Annotated in this window: 11 protein-coding genes; 9 read left to right on the forward strand and 2 right to left on the reverse strand. The window is 73.6% G+C overall.

Annotated features, from left to right (window positions below; translation table 11 throughout):
• Positions 1-527: 527 nt before the first annotated feature.
• The 3 genes from AC3CHW_RS27700 (at position 528) to AC3CHW_RS27710 (ending at position 3,097) form a co-directional block, all read left to right on the forward strand.
• A complete protein-coding gene (locus AC3CHW_RS27700) occupies positions 528-1,742 on the forward strand; it encodes a helix-turn-helix domain-containing protein (protein ID WP_488468266.1) in 1,215 nt (404 codons plus the stop codon).
• A gap of 185 nt (positions 1,743-1,927) precedes the next feature.
• Positions 1,928-2,182 (forward strand): hypothetical protein, encoded by a 255-nt coding sequence (locus AC3CHW_RS27705; RefSeq protein WP_488468267.1) that lies wholly within the window; start codon positions 1,928-1,930, stop codon positions 2,180-2,182.
• A gap of 546 nt (positions 2,183-2,728) precedes the next feature.
• Positions 2,729-3,097, forward strand: coding sequence for a chorismate mutase (locus AC3CHW_RS27710; protein WP_187060298.1), 369 nt, complete (start codon positions 2,729-2,731; stop codon positions 3,095-3,097).
• A gap of 21 nt (positions 3,098-3,118) precedes the next feature.
• On the opposite strand, the gene AC3CHW_RS27715 is transcribed toward AC3CHW_RS27710, so the two are convergent.
• Entirely contained in the window at positions 3,119-4,372 is a 1,254-nt protein-coding gene (locus tag AC3CHW_RS27715) for an amidohydrolase (RefSeq protein WP_488468268.1), read from the reverse strand.
• A 313-nt stretch (positions 4,373-4,685) separates the two neighbouring features.
• Between AC3CHW_RS27715 and pepN the strand changes: the two genes are divergently transcribed.
• From pepN to AC3CHW_RS27735, 4 genes are all read left to right on the forward strand, one after another.
• Entirely contained in the window at positions 4,686-7,214 is a 2,529-nt protein-coding gene (gene pepN, locus AC3CHW_RS27720; RefSeq protein WP_488468269.1) for an aminopeptidase N, read from the forward strand.
• Positions 7,215-7,673: 459 nt separating this feature from the next.
• The gene (locus AC3CHW_RS27725) at positions 7,674-8,525 is read left to right on the forward strand and encodes an SDR family oxidoreductase (protein WP_488468270.1); all 852 of its coding nucleotides are present in this window, start codon (positions 7,674-7,676) and stop codon (positions 8,523-8,525) included.
• 460 nt (positions 8,526-8,985) lie between these two features.
• Positions 8,986-10,644 (forward strand): pyridoxal phosphate-dependent decarboxylase family protein, encoded by a 1,659-nt coding sequence (locus tag AC3CHW_RS27730; protein ID WP_488468271.1) that lies wholly within the window; start codon positions 8,986-8,988, stop codon positions 10,642-10,644.
• Positions 10,641-12,098 carry a lysine N(6)-hydroxylase/L-ornithine N(5)-oxygenase family protein gene (locus AC3CHW_RS27735; RefSeq protein WP_488468272.1) on the forward strand — a complete coding sequence of 486 codons (1,458 nt, stop codon included), beginning with the start codon at positions 10,641-10,643 and terminating at the stop codon, positions 12,096-12,098. The genes AC3CHW_RS27730 and AC3CHW_RS27735 overlap by 4 nt, the downstream gene beginning before the upstream one ends.
• Positions 12,099-12,662: 564 nt before the next feature.
• On the opposite strand, the gene AC3CHW_RS27740 is transcribed toward AC3CHW_RS27735, so the two are convergent.
• Positions 12,663-14,504 (reverse strand): bifunctional metallophosphatase/5'-nucleotidase, encoded by a 1,842-nt coding sequence (locus AC3CHW_RS27740; RefSeq protein ID WP_488468273.1) that lies wholly within the window; start codon positions 14,502-14,504, stop codon positions 12,663-12,665.
• 154 nt (positions 14,505-14,658) lie between these two features.
• Here AC3CHW_RS27740 and AC3CHW_RS27745 point away from each other — a divergent pair, with 154 nt between their 5' ends.
• Positions 14,659-15,354, forward strand: coding sequence for an SIMPL domain-containing protein (locus AC3CHW_RS27745; protein ID WP_176161074.1), 696 nt, complete (start codon positions 14,659-14,661; stop codon positions 15,352-15,354).
• 145 nt (positions 15,355-15,499) lie between these two features.
• The gene (pyk, locus tag AC3CHW_RS27750) at positions 15,500-16,930 is read left to right on the forward strand and encodes a pyruvate kinase (RefSeq protein WP_277322784.1); all 1,431 of its coding nucleotides are present in this window, start codon (positions 15,500-15,502) and stop codon (positions 16,928-16,930) included.
• Positions 16,931-17,029 lie beyond the last annotated feature (99 nt).

Consider the following 17,029-nt stretch of genomic DNA (forward strand, 5'->3'; position numbering starts at 1 on the left):
TGCCCCGCAGGGTGTGGCGTCGTGCCCGCAGGGGCCATCCCCGCGCGCGGGGACCAGGAACGCTTCAACGTCTCTCTCCGCAAGGAGAAGGGGCCATCCCCGCGCGCGCGGGGACCAGTCGTTGGGCGAGATCGCGCGGTTCCTCAGCGAGGGGCCATCCCCGCACGCGCGGGGACCAGCCGGTGACCAGGACGCGGACGGTCTCGGGCCAGGGGCCATCCCCGCACGCGCGGGGACCAGAGCAATCGACCTGCGGCTTTATCTCGTGGAGGCCCGGTTTTCTGCAACTTCCACTGATCGCGACCTATCGCCCAAACTCGATGAATCGCCCATGCCGGCCCCTTCTAGCGGGAAGGCTGTTCAGCCTAGCGCTGTGATTCAGCCCTCGATGAGTGGTGCCATGTCCATCGTGATGTGAGCCGACGCGGGTCGAGAGCTGGGCCCAGCACCTAGTGAGCGACGCCGGCATGGTAGGCCCGTTTCCGGTGAACGATGCTCCCGCCGCCGAGCGGAGTAGCGTCTACAGCATGGCAGTTGAGCATCTGGGTGATCGGATCGCGAAGCTCCGTCGCCTCGCTGACCTCACCCAAGAAGGACTAGCCGAGCGTTCAGGTGTGTCCGTTGACGTGATTCAAAAGCTGGAGCAGCACCGTAAGCACGGCGCTCGCCTACCCACGCTGCACGCCCTCGCGAAGGGGCTCGGCGTGGAGCTGACGGGTCTGTTGGGTGATCCGCCCGGGGTCCCGTCAAGCGGGGATGTCGAACCCCCGCAGTTGGTAGCCGTGCGTCGTGCCATCATGCCCCCGCTGTTCGCCCCGCCCCCGGAGCCGTCGGCCGCTGAGCCGCTGTCGCTCCCGCTGCTGCGCGCCGAACTGGCGGCAGGGTGGACGCTCTATCACGCGGCGCAATTCGGCCGCGTTATGGAGCAACTTCCGGGCATCATCGATGATGCTCGGCTCCTGGCCGCAGTGGGCGATCCCGACCAGCGAGCGGCCGGACAGGCGGCGCTCGGCAAGGCATTACAACTCAGCGGGCATCTCGCCCTTCGGCTCGGGAAATCCGACCTGGCCTTAGCCGCGCTGGAGCGCGCCATAGAAGCCGCGCGACAGTCGTCTGACCCGTTGTTGGCGCCGATGATCTCTGGGTCTGTGGCGTGGGCCTATCAGCGGCAGAATCGCCTGTCCGACGCTAAGCACGTGGCCGTGTACGCCGGCGACGAGGTGGAGCGGAGTCACGCGCAGACTGCTGAAGGCGTCCGAGTCTGGGGCGGCCTCCTGATGTCAGCAGCTACCTCCTACGCCAGGAGCGACGACTACGACACGGCCGACGAGATGATGCGAACCGCTGAGACCGCGGCCAAGCGGCTGGCCCGACTTCCGGCGCCCGTTGACGGCAAGTTGCTTTCGGTGTTCAGTACGTCGTCCGTGCGTATCGAGCGCGTGCGTCTGGCGGCCCAACACGAGCGGCCTGCCGAGGCGCTTGATATCGCCCGTGGGATGCGCCTGAACGCACACGTCCCCCCGTCGTGGCGCTCGTGGCTGTTGCTCGACGTTGCCCGCGCGTATACGGACGTCGGAGATGCTGCCGGGGCCGTGCGCGCTCTCCAGACCCTGCACCGGGTCGCTCCGGCATGGCTCCGTCACCACACGCTCGCCGTGTCCATTGTCAGCGATCTGCGGGCCGGGCCGAATCGCCCGCCTGGCCTGCGAAAGCTTGCCGTATTCCTGGGGGTGGCTGACTAAGCCCTCAGAAGTGGGACGTTCCGTCCCTGGTCCGCTGCTGTCGGTCGCGGTTCGCTGACGTAGCGCAAGACCCCCGCGACCGTCTGACCGATCCGGGGGCGTGGACCACCTGGAAGGCAGGCAGCCATGTTCAAGCGTACGTGTCCGTGCGACCGTATCCGTAGCGTTCGGCTGGGGGTGGCTCGATGAGCGACACCCCCGCCCCGAACCCGCCCGACGCGAAGTTCGCCGCGTTGATCGACAAGCACGACCGGGAAGCGCGGGAAGACATCGCGGCCACCGGCCGGCCGTCCTGCGCGAAGTGCCGGGCGCTGTGGATCGTCGCCGAGCGCGCGCAGGTTCTGCGCGACTCCGAGCAGGCCCGCGCCGCGGCTGGGGCTTGGCGAGCGCACCAGAAGCAGGACCACGCGGTCGGGGGTGACTCCCATGGCGCCCAGTAGTCGCGGGAACTGCCCTCAGTGCCGGTCTCTCGCCGCCCGCCGGCAGCGTGCCCGCGCGGGACGACGCGCGGCCGAGTACCAGCGGCTGGGCCAGGAGCTGAGGCAGCACGTACTGGAACAGCACATGCCGTCCCCGCCGGTCGGGGGCGCTGTCTGATGCGCTGCCGAATCGATGAGGGCGGGCTGTGCGTGGTCGGGGCGCGAGAGCGCCGGCAGCGCGCGGCCCCCGCGCACCACAAGCCCCGGGCCGCGCTCGGACCCCCGGCCCGGACCCCCGCCCGGGCCCGCAGGCGCCGAACCCGTACCCCGTCCGTGCCTGCCCGTACGCCGCCCGCGCCCTGCTCGTACGCCGTCCGCGCCCCGCCCGCGACCCGGCGCGCCGCCGAACGGCGCGGCCGAGGCGGGGGCGTGGTCGCGGCCGGCCGCCCGGCGCCGGGCGCGCCCTGTTAGCGTGGCGCCGTTTGCCGCCCGTGACCGCATCGGGAGACCCACGCGATGAACGACCAGCCCGACCTGCCCGCACGCTCCGCCGAGCGGGCCACCTCCGTGCCGCCGACCGGGGAGACGGACACCGGAGAGACGGACACCGCAACCCCGGGCGACGCGGCCGTACGCGCCGAGCTCTCGCGGCTGCGGGACAGCATCGACAACATCGACGCGGCCGTCGTCCACATGCTCGCCGAGCGCTTCAAGTGCACCCAGCGGGTCGGCCGCCTCAAGGCCGACCACAAGCTGCCGCCGGCCGACCCGGCGCGCGAGGCCCGGCAGATCGCCCGGCTGCGCGAGCTGGCCGAGAGCGCCAAGCTCGACCCCGGGTTCGCCGAGAAACTGCTGAACTTCATCATCGCCGAGGTGATCCGGCACCACGAGCAGATCGCCGACGACGTCGTGGCCAACGGCGGCGGCACCCCGTAGGAGCGCGGCCGGCGCCGCGGATCAGCCGTCCGCGCTGGTCGCCGCGCCGCCCACGCCGGCGGCGCGCAGGTCGAGGTAGTGCGCGCGGCGCTCCTCGTCGGCGGCGAGCGCGATGCCCGCCCAGGCCATGGCGCGGGCCGCCGCGAGCACCGCGTCGTCGGCCGCGGCACCGCCCGTCCACTCGGCGAACTCTCTGGTGTGCGGCGTGCCGCTGGAGCCGATGAGGCCCAGGTGCGGGTGGATCGCGGGCAGCGCCCGGGTCACGTTCCCCATGTCCGTCGACGCGCCGATGCGCCGGGGCGGGCCGGCCGGCTCGGCGGGGGAGCGGCCGGCCGCCGCGCGCAGCCCGTCCGCGTACCGCGCCATCAGCCAGGCGTCGTTGCGCAGGTCGAGGTAGTCCGGCTGGGTCGCCGTGATGGCCACGGCGCACCCCGTGGCGAGCGCGGCGCCGCGGAAGCAGTCCGCGACCCGCTCGCGCAGCGCGGCCAACTCCTCCGCCGTGGGCGTGCGTACCTCGAAGGAGAGCACGGTCCGCTCCGGGATGATGTTCGACTGCGCGCCGCCCTCGCGGACGATGCCCGCCACCCGGTAACCGTCCGGCAGTTGCTGCCGCAACTGCCCCACCGCCACCTGCGCCACCACGGCCGCGTCACCGGCGTTGATCCCCAACTGCGGGGCGAGCGCCGCGTGCGAGGCGCGTCCGGTGAACGTCACGTCGAAGCGCGCGACCGACGTCGTGGACGAGCGCGGATCGACGTCGTCCGCCGGCCCCGGGTGCGCCATCATCGCCACCGTCACGTCGTCGAAGGCCCCACGGTCGAGCATCAGCACCTTGCCGCCACCCGCCTCCTCGGCCGGGGTGCCGAGCAGCCGCACCGCGAAGCCGAGTTCGTCGGCGACCGCCGCCAGACCGATGGCGGCCCCCGCGCTCGCCGCGCAGATCACGTTGTGCCCACAGGCGTGCCCCAGCTCCGGCAGCGCGTCGTACTCGGCGCACACCCCGATCGTCAGCGGGCCCGTGCCGTACGAGGCGGTCAGCGCCGTCGGCAGGTCGTACGGGCCACGGCGGACGGCGAACCCGGCCTCCTCGAGCAGCGCCGCCAGCCGTCCCGCCGCCCGGTGCTCGGCGAAGGCCACCTCGGGGTCGGCGTGCAGGCTCCGGCTCAGCTCCGTGAGCCGGCCGGCGAACGCGTCGATCCGCTCCAGCGCCCGCCGCCGCGCGGCGACCTCCGCCGGGCGCTCCCCGCCGGACCCGTCGCTCTCGGCCGCCGTCATCGCGTGCCCCCGGCGGGGCGGCGGGCCACGGCGGGCGCGGCCAGCGGCGCGGGACGGGGGGTGGTCCCGGGCCACGCCGGGAGCGGGGGACGCGGGGTGCGTACGGCGATCGTCATGCCCCCACCCTGCCACCGCGCCCCGGGGCACCGCCGCCCCACCCACCCACCCACCCGGCCGGCCGCGCCCGTGGACGGTCCCGGCCCCCGGCCCGCCCGCCCGCCGCGCCGCCCGGGGCCGGGCTCCGGGCACCCGACGCGCGCCCGGCACCCACCGCGGCCTGCACGGAACGCGAGCCGTACGGCAGCATGTCCCCATGTCCGTACTCACGCGCGACGAAGCGCAGAACCGTGCCGCCCGCATCGGCCTCCGCCGCTACACCATCGACCTCGACCTCACCCGAGGCGCCGAGGTGTTCGGCTCGACCACCTCCGTACGCCTGTGCGTGCTGGAGGCGGGCACCGACACCTTCATCGAACTGGAGGCCGCCGCGCTGCACCGGATCGCGCTCGACGGCAACGAGCTCGACCCCACGCTGTACGCCGACGGTCGCTACCCGCTGACCGGGCTCGGCGAGGGCGAGCACGAGGTGCTGGTCGAGGCCGACATGCACTACTCGCGCACCGGTGAGGGCATGCACCGCTTCACCGACCCGGCCGATGGCGAAACGTACCTCTACACCATGTGCTGCATGTCCGACGCGCCCAAGGTGTTCGCCTGCTTCGACCAGCCCGACCTGAAGGCGGTCTTCGAGGTCACGGTCACCGCGCCGCCCGAGTGGACCGTGCTCGGCAACGGTGTCGCGACCCGCGTCGGCGACACCGCGGACGGCCGCTGGCAACTGGCCCCCACCCAGCCCATCAGCACCTACCTGATGGCGGTCGCCGCCGGCCCCTGGCACTCGGTGCGCACCCGCCACGCGGGGCTGCCGTTCGGACTGCACGTACGCCGCTCGCTCGGCGCCTACCTCGACGCCGACGCCGACGAGCTCTTCGACATCACCCGGCGCTGCTTCGACCGCTACCACGAGATCTTCGACGAGCCCTACCCGTTCGACTCCTACGACCAGGCGTTCGTGCCCGAGTTCAACTCCGGCGCGATGGAGAACCCCGGCCTGGTCACCTTCCGCGACCAGTTCGTCTTCCGCTCGGCCGTCACCGAGGGCGAGCGGCAGAGCCGCGCCATGGTCATCGCGCACGAGATGGCCCACATGTGGTTCGGCGACCTGGTCACCATGCGCTGGTGGGACGACATCTGGCTGAACGAGTCGTTCGCGGAGTACATGGGCTTCCAGATCCTCACCGAGGCCACCGGCTACACCGACACCTGGGCCGACTTCGGCGTCCGCCGCAAGAGCTGGGGCTACGACGCCGACCAGCGCCCCTCGACCCACCCCGTCGCCCCCGAGCCCGACGGCGTGCCCGACACGGCCGCCGCCCGGCTGAACTTCGACGGCATCTCGTACGCCAAGGGCGCCTCGGCCCTGCGCCAACTCGTCGCCTGGCTCGGCGAGCAGCACTTCTTCGCGGGCATCAACGACCACTTCACGCTGCACCGCTTCGGCAACGCGACCCTCGCCGACTTCATCGACGCCCTCGCCCGCGCCTCCGGCCGCCCGGTGCCCGAGTGGGCCGACGCCTGGCTGCGCACCACCGGCGTGGACACCCTCACCCCCCAGATCAGCGAGGGCCCCGACGGCTGGGAGCTGCGCCTGCTGCACGAGGGCAGCCGCCCGCACCAGCTCACCATCGGCTGCTACGACCTCGACGCCGACACCGGCCGCCTCGTCCCCCGCACGCCGCTGCGCTGGAACGTCCCCGAGGACGAGACGCACGCCGCCGCCGGCCGCCGCCCCGACCTCGTCCTGGTCAACTACGGCGACTACAGCTACGTCAAGATCGGGTTCGACGAGCGGTCCTGGCAGACGATCGCCGCCGCCCTGTCCGGGCTGCCCGACGCGCTCTCCCGCGCCGTGGTCTGGAACGCCGCCCGGGACCTGGTGCGCGACGGGAAGCTGGCACCCACCGACTACCTCGACGTGCTGCGCGCCCACCTCCCACGGGAGAGCGACGTCGTCATCGTGCAGGGCGTGCTGGCCTTCGCCCGTGGCCAGATCGCCGACCGCTACCTGCCCGCCGAGCAGCGCCCCGCCGCCCTGGCCACCCTCGTGGACACCTGCCGCGAGCTGCTCGCCCGCACCGCCGACGGCTCGGCGCCCGGGCTGCGCCTGGCGGCCGTGCAGACCCTCGCCGACAGCACCGCCGACCCGGCCGAACTCGGCGACTGGCTCGCCGCGGGCGCCGTGCCCGGCGGCCCCGAACTCGACCCGGAGCTGCGCTGGCGGCTGCTGCTGCGACGCTCCGTGCTCGGCGCCGTCACACTCGCCGACATCGAGGAGGAACTCGCCCGCGACTCCAGCGCCACCGGCCAGGAGGGCGCCGCGCGCTGCCGCGCCGCGCTACCCGACGTGGCGGCCAAGGAGGCGGCCTGGGCCGAACTCTTCGACAAGGACGACCTGTCGACGTACCTGGCCACCGCGACCGCCGAGGGCTTCTGGCAGCCGGAGCAGCACGAGCTGCTCCGCGCCTACCTGGCGCGCTACTTCCCCGCCGTCGCCGACCTCGCCGCCCGGCGCGGCCCCGCCATCGCCCAGGCCGTCGGCCGCTTCGGCTTCCCGCACCACGCGGTGGACGAGCGGACGCTGCGGCTCGGCGAGGACTGCCTGCGCGAGGCCAACCCGATCCCCGCGCTGCGCCGCCGCTTCGCCGACGAACTCGACGACCTGCGCCGGGCCCTGCGGGTCCGCGCCGCGCAGGCCACGGCCACCCCGGCGACCTCGGGCTGACCCGGGGCCAGCCACCCGCCCGCGCCCGCCGGCGCCCGGGAGCCGCGCGCGAGGGCGCCGGGGCGCCGGGCGGGGCCGTGGGGCGGGGCTGTGTCGCGAGGAGCTGCGCCGCGGCGCACGCCGGGCGTGCGAACAGCGAACGGGTGCACCACCCGGCGCTCGCCGCCCGCCGGTCCTAGGTCTCTGGTCGCAGGCGGACTCCGCCTAGTTGGCGATCCGGAGGTGGCATCCGGTTAACTAGTCTGGCGCGTGCCAACCAGCAGTCCAGACCCCGGCGCACCCCGCCGGGCCCCCAACGCTCCGCCCCGCGCGGGCGGTTCACCACCGGCCAGCGCGCCTTCGGGCGACGCGGCGCCGGTCGATCCGTTCCGGCCGGTCGATCCGTTCCGGCCGATCCGGCCGTGCTCGGGCGACCCGCGTGCCGGTCGGGGCGTGGGCCAACAGAAAGGCGGCACCGCCGTGATCGTCGTGACCGGAGCCACCGGCAACGTGGGGCGCTCGCTCGTCTCGCAACTCCTCGCCGAGGGCCAGCCCGTACGCGGCCTGACCCGTGACCCCGACCGTGCCGCGCTGCCCACGGGCGCCGAGGCGGTACGGGCCGACTTCGCCGACCCCGCCGCCCTGGCCGCGCTCTTCGCCGGCGCCACCGGCCTCTTCATCAACCTGAGCGCGGTCGGCGAGCACACCCCGGCCGTGCTCGCCGCCGCGATCCCGGCCGGCGTCCGGCGGGTGGTGATGCTCTCCAGCGGCGCCGTCGACGACGACCCGGACGAGACCAACCCGCTCGTCGCGCACCATGTCGCGCCGGAGCGCGCGGTCATGGCCAGCGGTGCCCAGTGGACGTTGCTGCGGCCCAACGGATTCGCCGTCAACTCCTTCCAGTGGGCGCCCCAGATCCGCGCCGGCGACGTCGTGCGCGCCCCGTTCGCCGGGGCGCGCAGCGCGCCGATCCACGAGGCGGACATCGCCGCCGTCGCCGTCCGCGCCCTCGTGGACGACGGGCACCACACGGCGATCTACCGCCTCACCGGGCCCGAGGCGTTCAGCAACGCGGAGCAGGTCGGCATCATCGGCGCGGCGCTCGGCCGCGAGCTGCGCTACGAGGAGATCCCGCGCGCGGAGGTCAAGCCGGAGCTGTTCCCGCACGTCCCGCCGGGGATGCTCGACACGGTCCTGGACGCGCTGGCCGCCGCGGCGGCCGAGGAGCCCGAGGTGTCCACGGCGGTCGCCGAGGTCACCGGCCGCCCGGCGCTGACCTTCGCCCAGTGGGCGTCCGACCACGCGGCGGCCTTCACCGGCCCCGGAGCCTGACCCGCCTCGGAGCCTGCCCCGCCCCCGTCACGGGCCCACCTCCGCCGGCCGCGCCCACGACGCCCACGGCGCCGTCAGCCTCCGTCGCCCCGGCCCCGCGCCCCCGCCCCACCCGGGCCGGGGACGCGGGGCCGTCGCACGCGGTGCCCGTCGCACGCCGTGCCCGTCGCGCGCCAAGGGGCAACGGGCGGGAGCGGGGCCCCGCCCGCCCCACGGCCAGCCCGGGTACCGCCCCGCGGTCAGCCCCGCCTCCCGCCCCGCGAGGCCGTGCGCCGTGTGACCGGCCGAGGGGGCGTGATCCTCGTCGGGAACGCCCGTGATCCGCGGCCCGCGCATCCCTCGTACGAGCACGTGGCTACCCCTAACGAGTGGTGTCCGGGCAAGGGCCGTCGCGGCCCATGGCGACGCCAGTAATTTAGGCCAACCTCAAACCCGCGACTGCCTATTGGAGGGCACATCCGTGCCTGTGCCCGTTGCCGACGCCGAACCGCCCCTGCCGCCCCTCGCGGGCGGCGCCGCGGGTCCGCGCGCGCTGCGCCCGCTGCTCGACGCCGTCCTGGACACGCTCGCCACCGGCGCCCGCGACCGCGCCGGACCGCTGCCCGCGGGCGGACCCGAGGCCGTGGCGCGCTCCGTGCGCGACGCCGTGGGGTGTGCCATCCCCGCCGAGGGCACCGGCGCGGACGAGGCCCTGCGCGCCCTGGTGCACGCCGTCACCGTCGGCGCCGCGGACCCCGCCGACCCGCACTGCGTCGCCCATCTGCACTGCCCGCCGCTGGCCGTCGCCGTGGCCGCCGACCTCGCCGCCAGCGCGCTCAACCCCTCTCTCGACTCCTGGGACCAGGCCCCGGCCGCCTCCGAGCTGGAAGCCCGCACCAGCCGGGCCCTCGCCGCCCTGGTCTACCCGGCCGCCCCGGCCGCCGACGCCCTGGTCACCACGGGCGGCACCGAGGCCAACCAACTCGCCCTCCTGCTGGCCCGCGAGGCGGCAGCCGGCCGCCCCGCCCGCGTCCCGGCACCCCCCACCGCCAGGCCGGCCGACCGCTCGGCGGCCCACGCCCCGGCGTACGCCCCCGGGGCCCCCGGCGACCGCACGGCGGCCGACCCCGCGCCGGCCGGGCCCGCCTCCGAGCGTCCACCGGCCGACCCGTGGCCGGGCCCGTACGCCCTGCCGCACCCCCGCCGCCACCCCGACGCACCGCACCCCGGCCCGCCGCACCCGCACCGGCCGGCGCACGGGCCGCCGGCGCTCCGCGTGGTCTGCGGCGAGAACGCGCACCACAGCGTGGTGCGCGCGGCCTGGCTGCTCGGGCTGCCGGACCCGGTCGTGGTCGCCACCCCCCGTGGCGTGCTCGACCCCGCCGCCGTGGCCGCCGCCCTCGGCCAACTACCGGACGAGGCACCGCAGTTGATCGTAGCCACCGCGGGCACCACCGACAGCGGCGCCATCGACCCGCTGCCCGAGCTGGCCGACGTGGCCGCCGCGTACGGCGCCCGGCTGCACGTCGACGCCGCGTACGGCGGGCCGCTGCTGTTCAGCGACGTCCACGCGGCCCGGGTGCGCGGCATCGAGCGCGCCCACACCGTCACCCTGGACCTGCACAAGCTGGGCTGGCAGCCGGTCGCGGCCGGGCTGCTGGTCGTGCCCGACGCCGTCGACCTCGCGCCGCTCGGCCACCGCGCCGACTACCTGAGCGCCGCCGACGACACCGCCGCCGGCTTCCCCGACCTGCTCGGCCGCTCCGCGCGCACCACCCGCCGCCCCGACATCCTCAAGGTCGCCGTCACGCTGCGGGCCCTGGGGCGCAGGGGGCTGGCCGAGCTGATCGACCGCACCTGCGCCGCGGCCCAGCACCTGGCCGACCTCATCGAGGCCACCCCCGGCCTCGAACTGCACTCCCGGCCCACCATCAGCACCGTCCTCTTCCGCCCCACCGGCGCGGACCCGCCCGCCGTGGCCCGGGCGCGCCGCCGGCTCCTCGCCGAGGGTCGGGCCGTCCTGGGCCGCGCGGCCCGCCCCGACGGCCTGTGGCTCAAGGCCACCCTCCTGAACCCGCACATCCAGGCCAGCGACCTCGAAGCGCTGGTGAAACTCGTGGAAGGCCACCGCACCGGATGAGCACCACCGCCCCGACCCCGCGACCCGACGCCCTACCGCAGGCGCCCGCCACCACCCCGGAACAGCCCTACGACCTCGCCGGCGTCGGCATCGGCCCGTTCAACCTCTCCCTGGCCGCCCTGGCCTACGGCGTCCCCGGCCTGCGCACCGCCTTCTACGAGGAGCGGCCCGCCTTCCGCTGGCACCCGGGCCTGCTCATCGAGGGCACCACGCTCCAGGTGCCCTTCCTCGCCGACCTCGTCACCCTCGCCGACCCCGCCAGCCCCTGGACGTTCCTGAACTACCTGCACGACCAGGACCGACTCTTCCCCTTCTACTTCGCCGAACGCTTCCACATCAGACGCGCCGAGTACGACGCCTACTGCCGCTGGGTCAGCGAGCACCTGCCCGGCCTGTACTTCCGTCACCACATCGACACGGTGCGCTGGAACCCGGACCGCGAGCTGTTCGAGGTGGACTACGCCCAGTTGGACGCCGACGACGAGGTGGTCGCGCTCGGCCGCGCCTACGCGCGCCACCTGGCGCTCGGCGTCGGCACCGCGCCGCACGTGCCCGAGCCGCTGCGCCCGCTCGCCGACGCGCACGGCGTGCCCGTGCTGCACTCGGCGCACTACCTCGACCACCGGGCCGAGCTGCTGGCCGCCGACCACGTCACCGTCGTCGGCTCCGGCCAGTCGGGCGCCGAGGTCTTCCTCGACCTGCTGCGCCGCCGCCCGCACGGGCGCGAGGGCCTGCACTGGCTCACCCGTACGGCGGCGTTCGCGCCCATGGAGTACAGCAAGCTCGGCCTGGAACAGTTCACGCCCGACTACACGCGCTACTTCCACGGGCTCAGCGAGTCCACCCGCGACGCGCTGCTGCCCGGCCAGTGGCAGCTCTACAAGGGCATCGACCAGGCCACCATCTCCGCCATCCACGACGAGCTGTACGACCGCACGCTCGACGGCGGCTGGCCCGACGCCGTCCTGACCCCCGGCGTACGGGTGCGCACCGCGGGCCGCGTCGGCACCTCCACCATCGAGCTGCACGTCGAACACGAACACCAGCACACCCGCAGCAGGCTGACGACCAACGCGGTCGTGCTGGCCACCGGCTACCGCGAGCGCTCCATCGACACGCTCCTCGCCGACCTACAGCCCCAACTGTCCCGGGACACCGCCGGCCGGCCCCTGGTGGACGAGCAGCAGCGGCTGGTCCTCGACCCCGCCATCAAGGGCTCGATCTACGTGCAGAACGCCGAGCGGCACACCCACGGCGTCGGCGCGCCGGACCTCGGGCTCGCCGCCTGGCGTGGCGCCGTCATCCTCAACTCAGTCACGGGTCGGCTGGCGTTTGCGCTTCCGCGCCGAACGGCGTTCACCACCTTCGGCCTCGACCCGGCGGTCTGCGGCGGTGGTCAGCGTGGCGGCAAGCTCCCCGATCAGCGCGACCGTCACACCGTCGCGCGGACATGACCACACCGCCTGACCGTGCAGGACGACCGGCGCCAGCGGGTGCGCGTTGGGGTGCGCGGGACACTCGGGCCACACCGCCGGCATCGTGGCCGCGCACAGCGCCTCCACCGCCCACTCCTGCACCTGGTCGGCCAGCTCCGCGACCTGCTGCGCCCGCGGCTGGCCGAGCATCGTGGAGATGCCCATCCCGGTGCCGTCCGGCTCGTACAGCATGACCCCCGCGACCCCACCCACGCCCGCGAGCTCCTGAGCCCATGCATCCTCGGCGAAACGAGGTCGCACGGCGCATGAGGCAGCTAGATCCCGGCGCACGGCTTCGAACGCGGCGGCGAACTCCTCATTCATCCTTTCATTGTGCTGACCCGGACCGGCGGGTGTCAGATTTATTGACACCCTTTAACGGTTGTTGACGCCCTTTAACGCTTCCTGACTGACGGCACGTCACATTGGCATGTGCCCCGAACGGTCCGACCGATCCGCCCGACCCGCCATCCGCGCCGACCCGGCCCGACGCCGTGGCTCAGGGGCGTCGGAACCGGCTCCGCCGAGCGTTCGGCGGTCACCTCAGCCGCAGCAGGGGCACTGCGCGTACGGCCGGTGCTCCAGCGGCGAGTAGAAGACGGGCGCCCCGTCGCGGGTCAGCTTCCAGTCCTGGGTCGCGAACTCCTCGGGATCGATCGTCCCCTTCGCCCGCACCCAGGCGATGATCGTGTTCCGGATCTCCTCGGACGTCGACCACACCTGCCTGGCCGTCGCGACGTGCGGGAAGTTGCCGCCGCCGCTGGCCCGGTAGTTGTTCACGGCCAGCACGAACCGGGCGTCATCGGCCACCGGCCGCCCCTCGAAGCACAGCTTCGCGATCCGCCGCCCCGGCTCCTTGGCGATGTCGATCTCGTACGTCACGCCGCTGACCGCGTCGTAGTTGTAGTCCGGCGTGCCGTTCGCGTTGGTCAGCTTCGCCGGATCGACCCCGCCCCCGGCCGGCGTCCGCACGTAGTACCGCGCCGAGTGCTCCAGGTACTCCCGCAGTTGCGCGCCGGTCAGCAGCCGCGCCTCCAGGGTGTTCTCGAACGGGTACAGGCCGGCCACCTCGCGGATGGTGACCTCGCCCACCGGCACCACGGCCGTACGCGAGAAGCACGACGCCTGCGAGAGCACCGGCACCTTCGCGTGCTCGGTGCCCGCGAGCGCCGCCCGCACCGTCTGCGCCTGCACGTGGTTGATGAGGTCGATGATCGGCGTGTCCTTGTACGGCGCCTCGTCCGCCGCCATCCGCCGCGCCGAGGTGCCGATCACCTGGTTCACGTACGACACGACCTTCTCGTGCTCCCCGGTGAGCAACCGCGTGATCTCCGGGTCTTCGGCGGCGGTGTTGGAGTTCAGCACCTTCGAGGTCACCGACTCCACCTGCCACCGGCCGCGCTCCCAGACCAGGCCGAAGTCGAACACCGTCAGCCGCTGCCCCCACTTCAGCGGCTCCGAGAGGACCACCTCGCGGCCCGTCTCCTCGTTCACCACCCGGTACTCCGGGATCTCGGCGTGCGCGTGCCCCACCAGGATCGCGTCGATGCCCGGCACCCGCTGCGCCACCTGTGCCGCCGCGTTCTCCACGTGCGGCAGCAGGTCGCCGTAGGAGGAGGTGCCGCTGGTGCCCGAGTGCGCCGAGACGACCACCACGTCCGCGCCCATCGACCGCAGCCGCGGCACGTACTTCGCCGCCTGCTCGACCAGCCCCGGGAAGGTCAGCTTGCCCTGGACGTGCGCCTTGTCCCACAGCGCGATGCCGGGGTTGGTCAGCCCCAGGACCGCCACCCGTACCGGCCGCCCGAACGGCGTCCGCAGCCGCGTCATCCAGTACGGCGCGAACGCCGGCCGGGCCGTCCGCGCGTCCAGCGCGTTCGCCCCCAGCAGCGGGAAGTCGCACTGCTCGGCGAACTTCCGCAACACCGGTATGCCGTAGTTGAACTCGTGGTTGCCCAGCGCCGCCGCGTCGTACCCGATGGCGTTCATCGCCTTCGCCATCGGGTGCACCGGACCGCCGGGTCCGGTGATCGGGTCGACCTTGGCGTAGTAGTACGACAGTTGGGTGCCCTGGATGGTGTCGCCGGCGTCGATCAGCAGCGTGTCGCGCGCGCCGCGGTCCGCGCGGACCTGCTTCACCAGCGTGGAGATCTTGGCGAGCCCGATGTCGTTGTGGTCCTTGTCGTCGAACTCGGCGTCGGTGAAGTAGTCCCAGTTGAAGACGTTGCCGTGCAGGTCGGTGGTGCCCAGGACGCTGAACTCGTACCGCCTGCCCGGCCGGCGCCCGGCGGCGGGCGACGCGGCCACGGTCGCCGTGCCGGCCAGCGCCACGGCGGCGCCCGTCGCGGCGGAGCGGCCCAGGAACTTCCTACGGTCCAGCGGCATGTCGTTGTTCTCCGTGTTCTGGCGGCGATGCGCGGCGTGTCCGCATCGGCGTCACGCGCGAGGATTCTCCACCCGCGTCGCTGGGTGCGACACCCCGGGCGGGTTTCGATCACATGACTACCTGATGTGCGGGCCGACTGCGAGAGTGAGCCCCATGACAACCACCACACCGCTGTCCTACGGAACGCCCGAGACCCCGCGCGTCGCGGTACGCGGCGAGGCCCGGCTCGAGGTCGACCCGGAGATCGCCCGCGTCGGCATCACCGTCAGCGCCCGCGGCACCGACCGGCGCGGCGCGCTCGACCACCTCACCCGCCGCAACAACCAGGTCCTCGACCTCGTCCGGTCGTACGGCGACGCCGTCGAGGAGCTGGAGACCGGCGCCTTCAGCATCACCCCGCAACTCGCCGACAAGGGCCGCCACGAGCGGGTCCGCGCCTACCACGGCCGGGTCTACCTGACCGCCACGCTCGCCGACTTCAGCGCGCTGGGGGAGCTGAGCACCCGCCTCGCCGACCTGGAGCTGACCAGCGTCGACGGCCCCTGGTGGGCGCTGCGCCCCGACTCGCCCGCGCACCGCGAGGCGCGCCAGGAGGCCGTGCGCGAGGCGGTCAAGCGGGCCCGCGAGTACGCGCAGGCACTCGGCGCGGAACTGGCCGCCATCGTCGAACTCGCCGACATCGGCGCCGAGAACGCCCCGCTGCCCCCGCCCGCCGCCAGCATGCGCGCGGCGGCCCCCGGCTACGGCGGCGCGGCGGAGCAGCCGCCCGCCCTCGACCTGGAACCGCGGCGGCAGACCGTGTACGCGCACGTCAACGCCAGGTTCACGATGACGCGTCCCGCACTGTGAGAAGGGTGGATCAGGCCGCCGGAAATCGCTCATAGGAGCGGACCCGCGCACGTTTCATTAGTTGTCAAGAGCCTTTCATGCAAAGGTCGTTGGGCTGTAGGGAGTTCACGGTCCTCTACCCGCTGGTAGGTCATAGGCTCGACCCATGCGCCGAGCAAAAATCGTCTGCACCCTGGGCCCAGCCACCGACTCGTATGAGCAGATCAAGAGGCTTGTCGAGGCCGGCATGGACGTCGCCCGCTTCAACCTCAGCCACGGTTCGTACGTGGAGCACGAGGAGCGGTACCAGAGGGTGCGCCAAGCCTCCAAGGAGACCGGCCGCAGCGTCGGTGTCCTCGCCGACCTTCAAGGTCCGAAGATTCGCCTCGGTCGGTTCCGCGAAGGACCCGTACTCCTTGAACGCGGCGACGAGTTCACCATCACCGTCGAGGAGATCGAGGGCGACCGCCACCGCTGCGGGACGACCTACGAGGGGCTGGCCGCCGACGTCACGCGCGGCGAGCGCATCCTCGTCGACGACGGCCGCGTCACCCTGGAGGTGACCTCGGTCGACGGCCCGCGCGTGCACACCACCGTCATCGAGGGCGGCATGGTCTCCGACCACAAGGGGCTCAACCTGCCCGGCGTCGCGGTCTCGGTCCCCGCCCTGTCCGGCAAGGACGTCGAGGACCTGCGCTGGGCGCTGCGCACCGGCGCGGACGTCATCGCGCTGTCCTTCGTCCGCAACGCCGACGACGCCCGCGACGTCCACCGGATCATGGCCGAGGAGGGCCGCCGGCTGCCGCTGATCGCCAAGGTCGAGAAGCCGCAGGCGGTGGAGAACCTGGAAGCCATCGTGGACGCCTTCGACGGGATCATGGTGGCCCGCGGCGACCTGGGCGTCGAGATGCCGCTGGAGGCCGTGCCGATGGTGCAGAAGCGCGCCATCAAGCTGGCCAAGCGGAACGCCAAGCCGGTGATCGTGGCGACCCAGATGCTCGACTCGATGATCGACGCCTCCCGGCCGACCCGCGCCGAGGCGTCCGACGTGGCCAACGCCGTCATGGACGGCACGGACGCGGTGATGCTCTCCGGCGAGACCAGCGTCGGCAAGTACCCGATCGAGACGGTCAAGACCATGGGCCGCATCGTCGTCGCGGCCGAGGAGGACGTGCTGGCCAAGGGGCTGCCCCCGCTGACCGAGCGGAACAAGCCGCGCACCCAGGCCGGTGCCGTCGCCCGGGCCGCCGCCGAGATGGGCGACTTCCTCGGCGCGAAGTTCCTGGTGGCCTTCACCCAGTCCGGCGACACCGTGCGCCGCCTGTCCCGCTACCGCTCGCCGATCCCGGTCCTCGCCTTCACGCCCGACCCGGACACCTACGCCCAGCTCAACCTCACCTGGGGCGTGGAGACCTTCCTCGGCCCGCACGTGGAGTCGACGGACGCCATGGTGGCCCAGGTGGACGAGGAACTGCTGCGCATCGGCCGCTGTCAGCGGGGCGACGTCGTCGTCATCACGGCCGGCTCGCCGCCCGGCGTCCCCGGCTCCACCAACCTGGTCCGCGTCCACCGCATCGGCGACGACCCGGGCCAGTAAGCGTCGGACACGTCGACACGGACTCGTCGACACGGACTCGTCGACACGGACTCGTCGACACGGACACGTCGAGACGGACTCGTCGAGACGGACACGTCG

Source organism: Streptomyces sp. MGP-BFMKR1 (assembly GCF_057766585.1).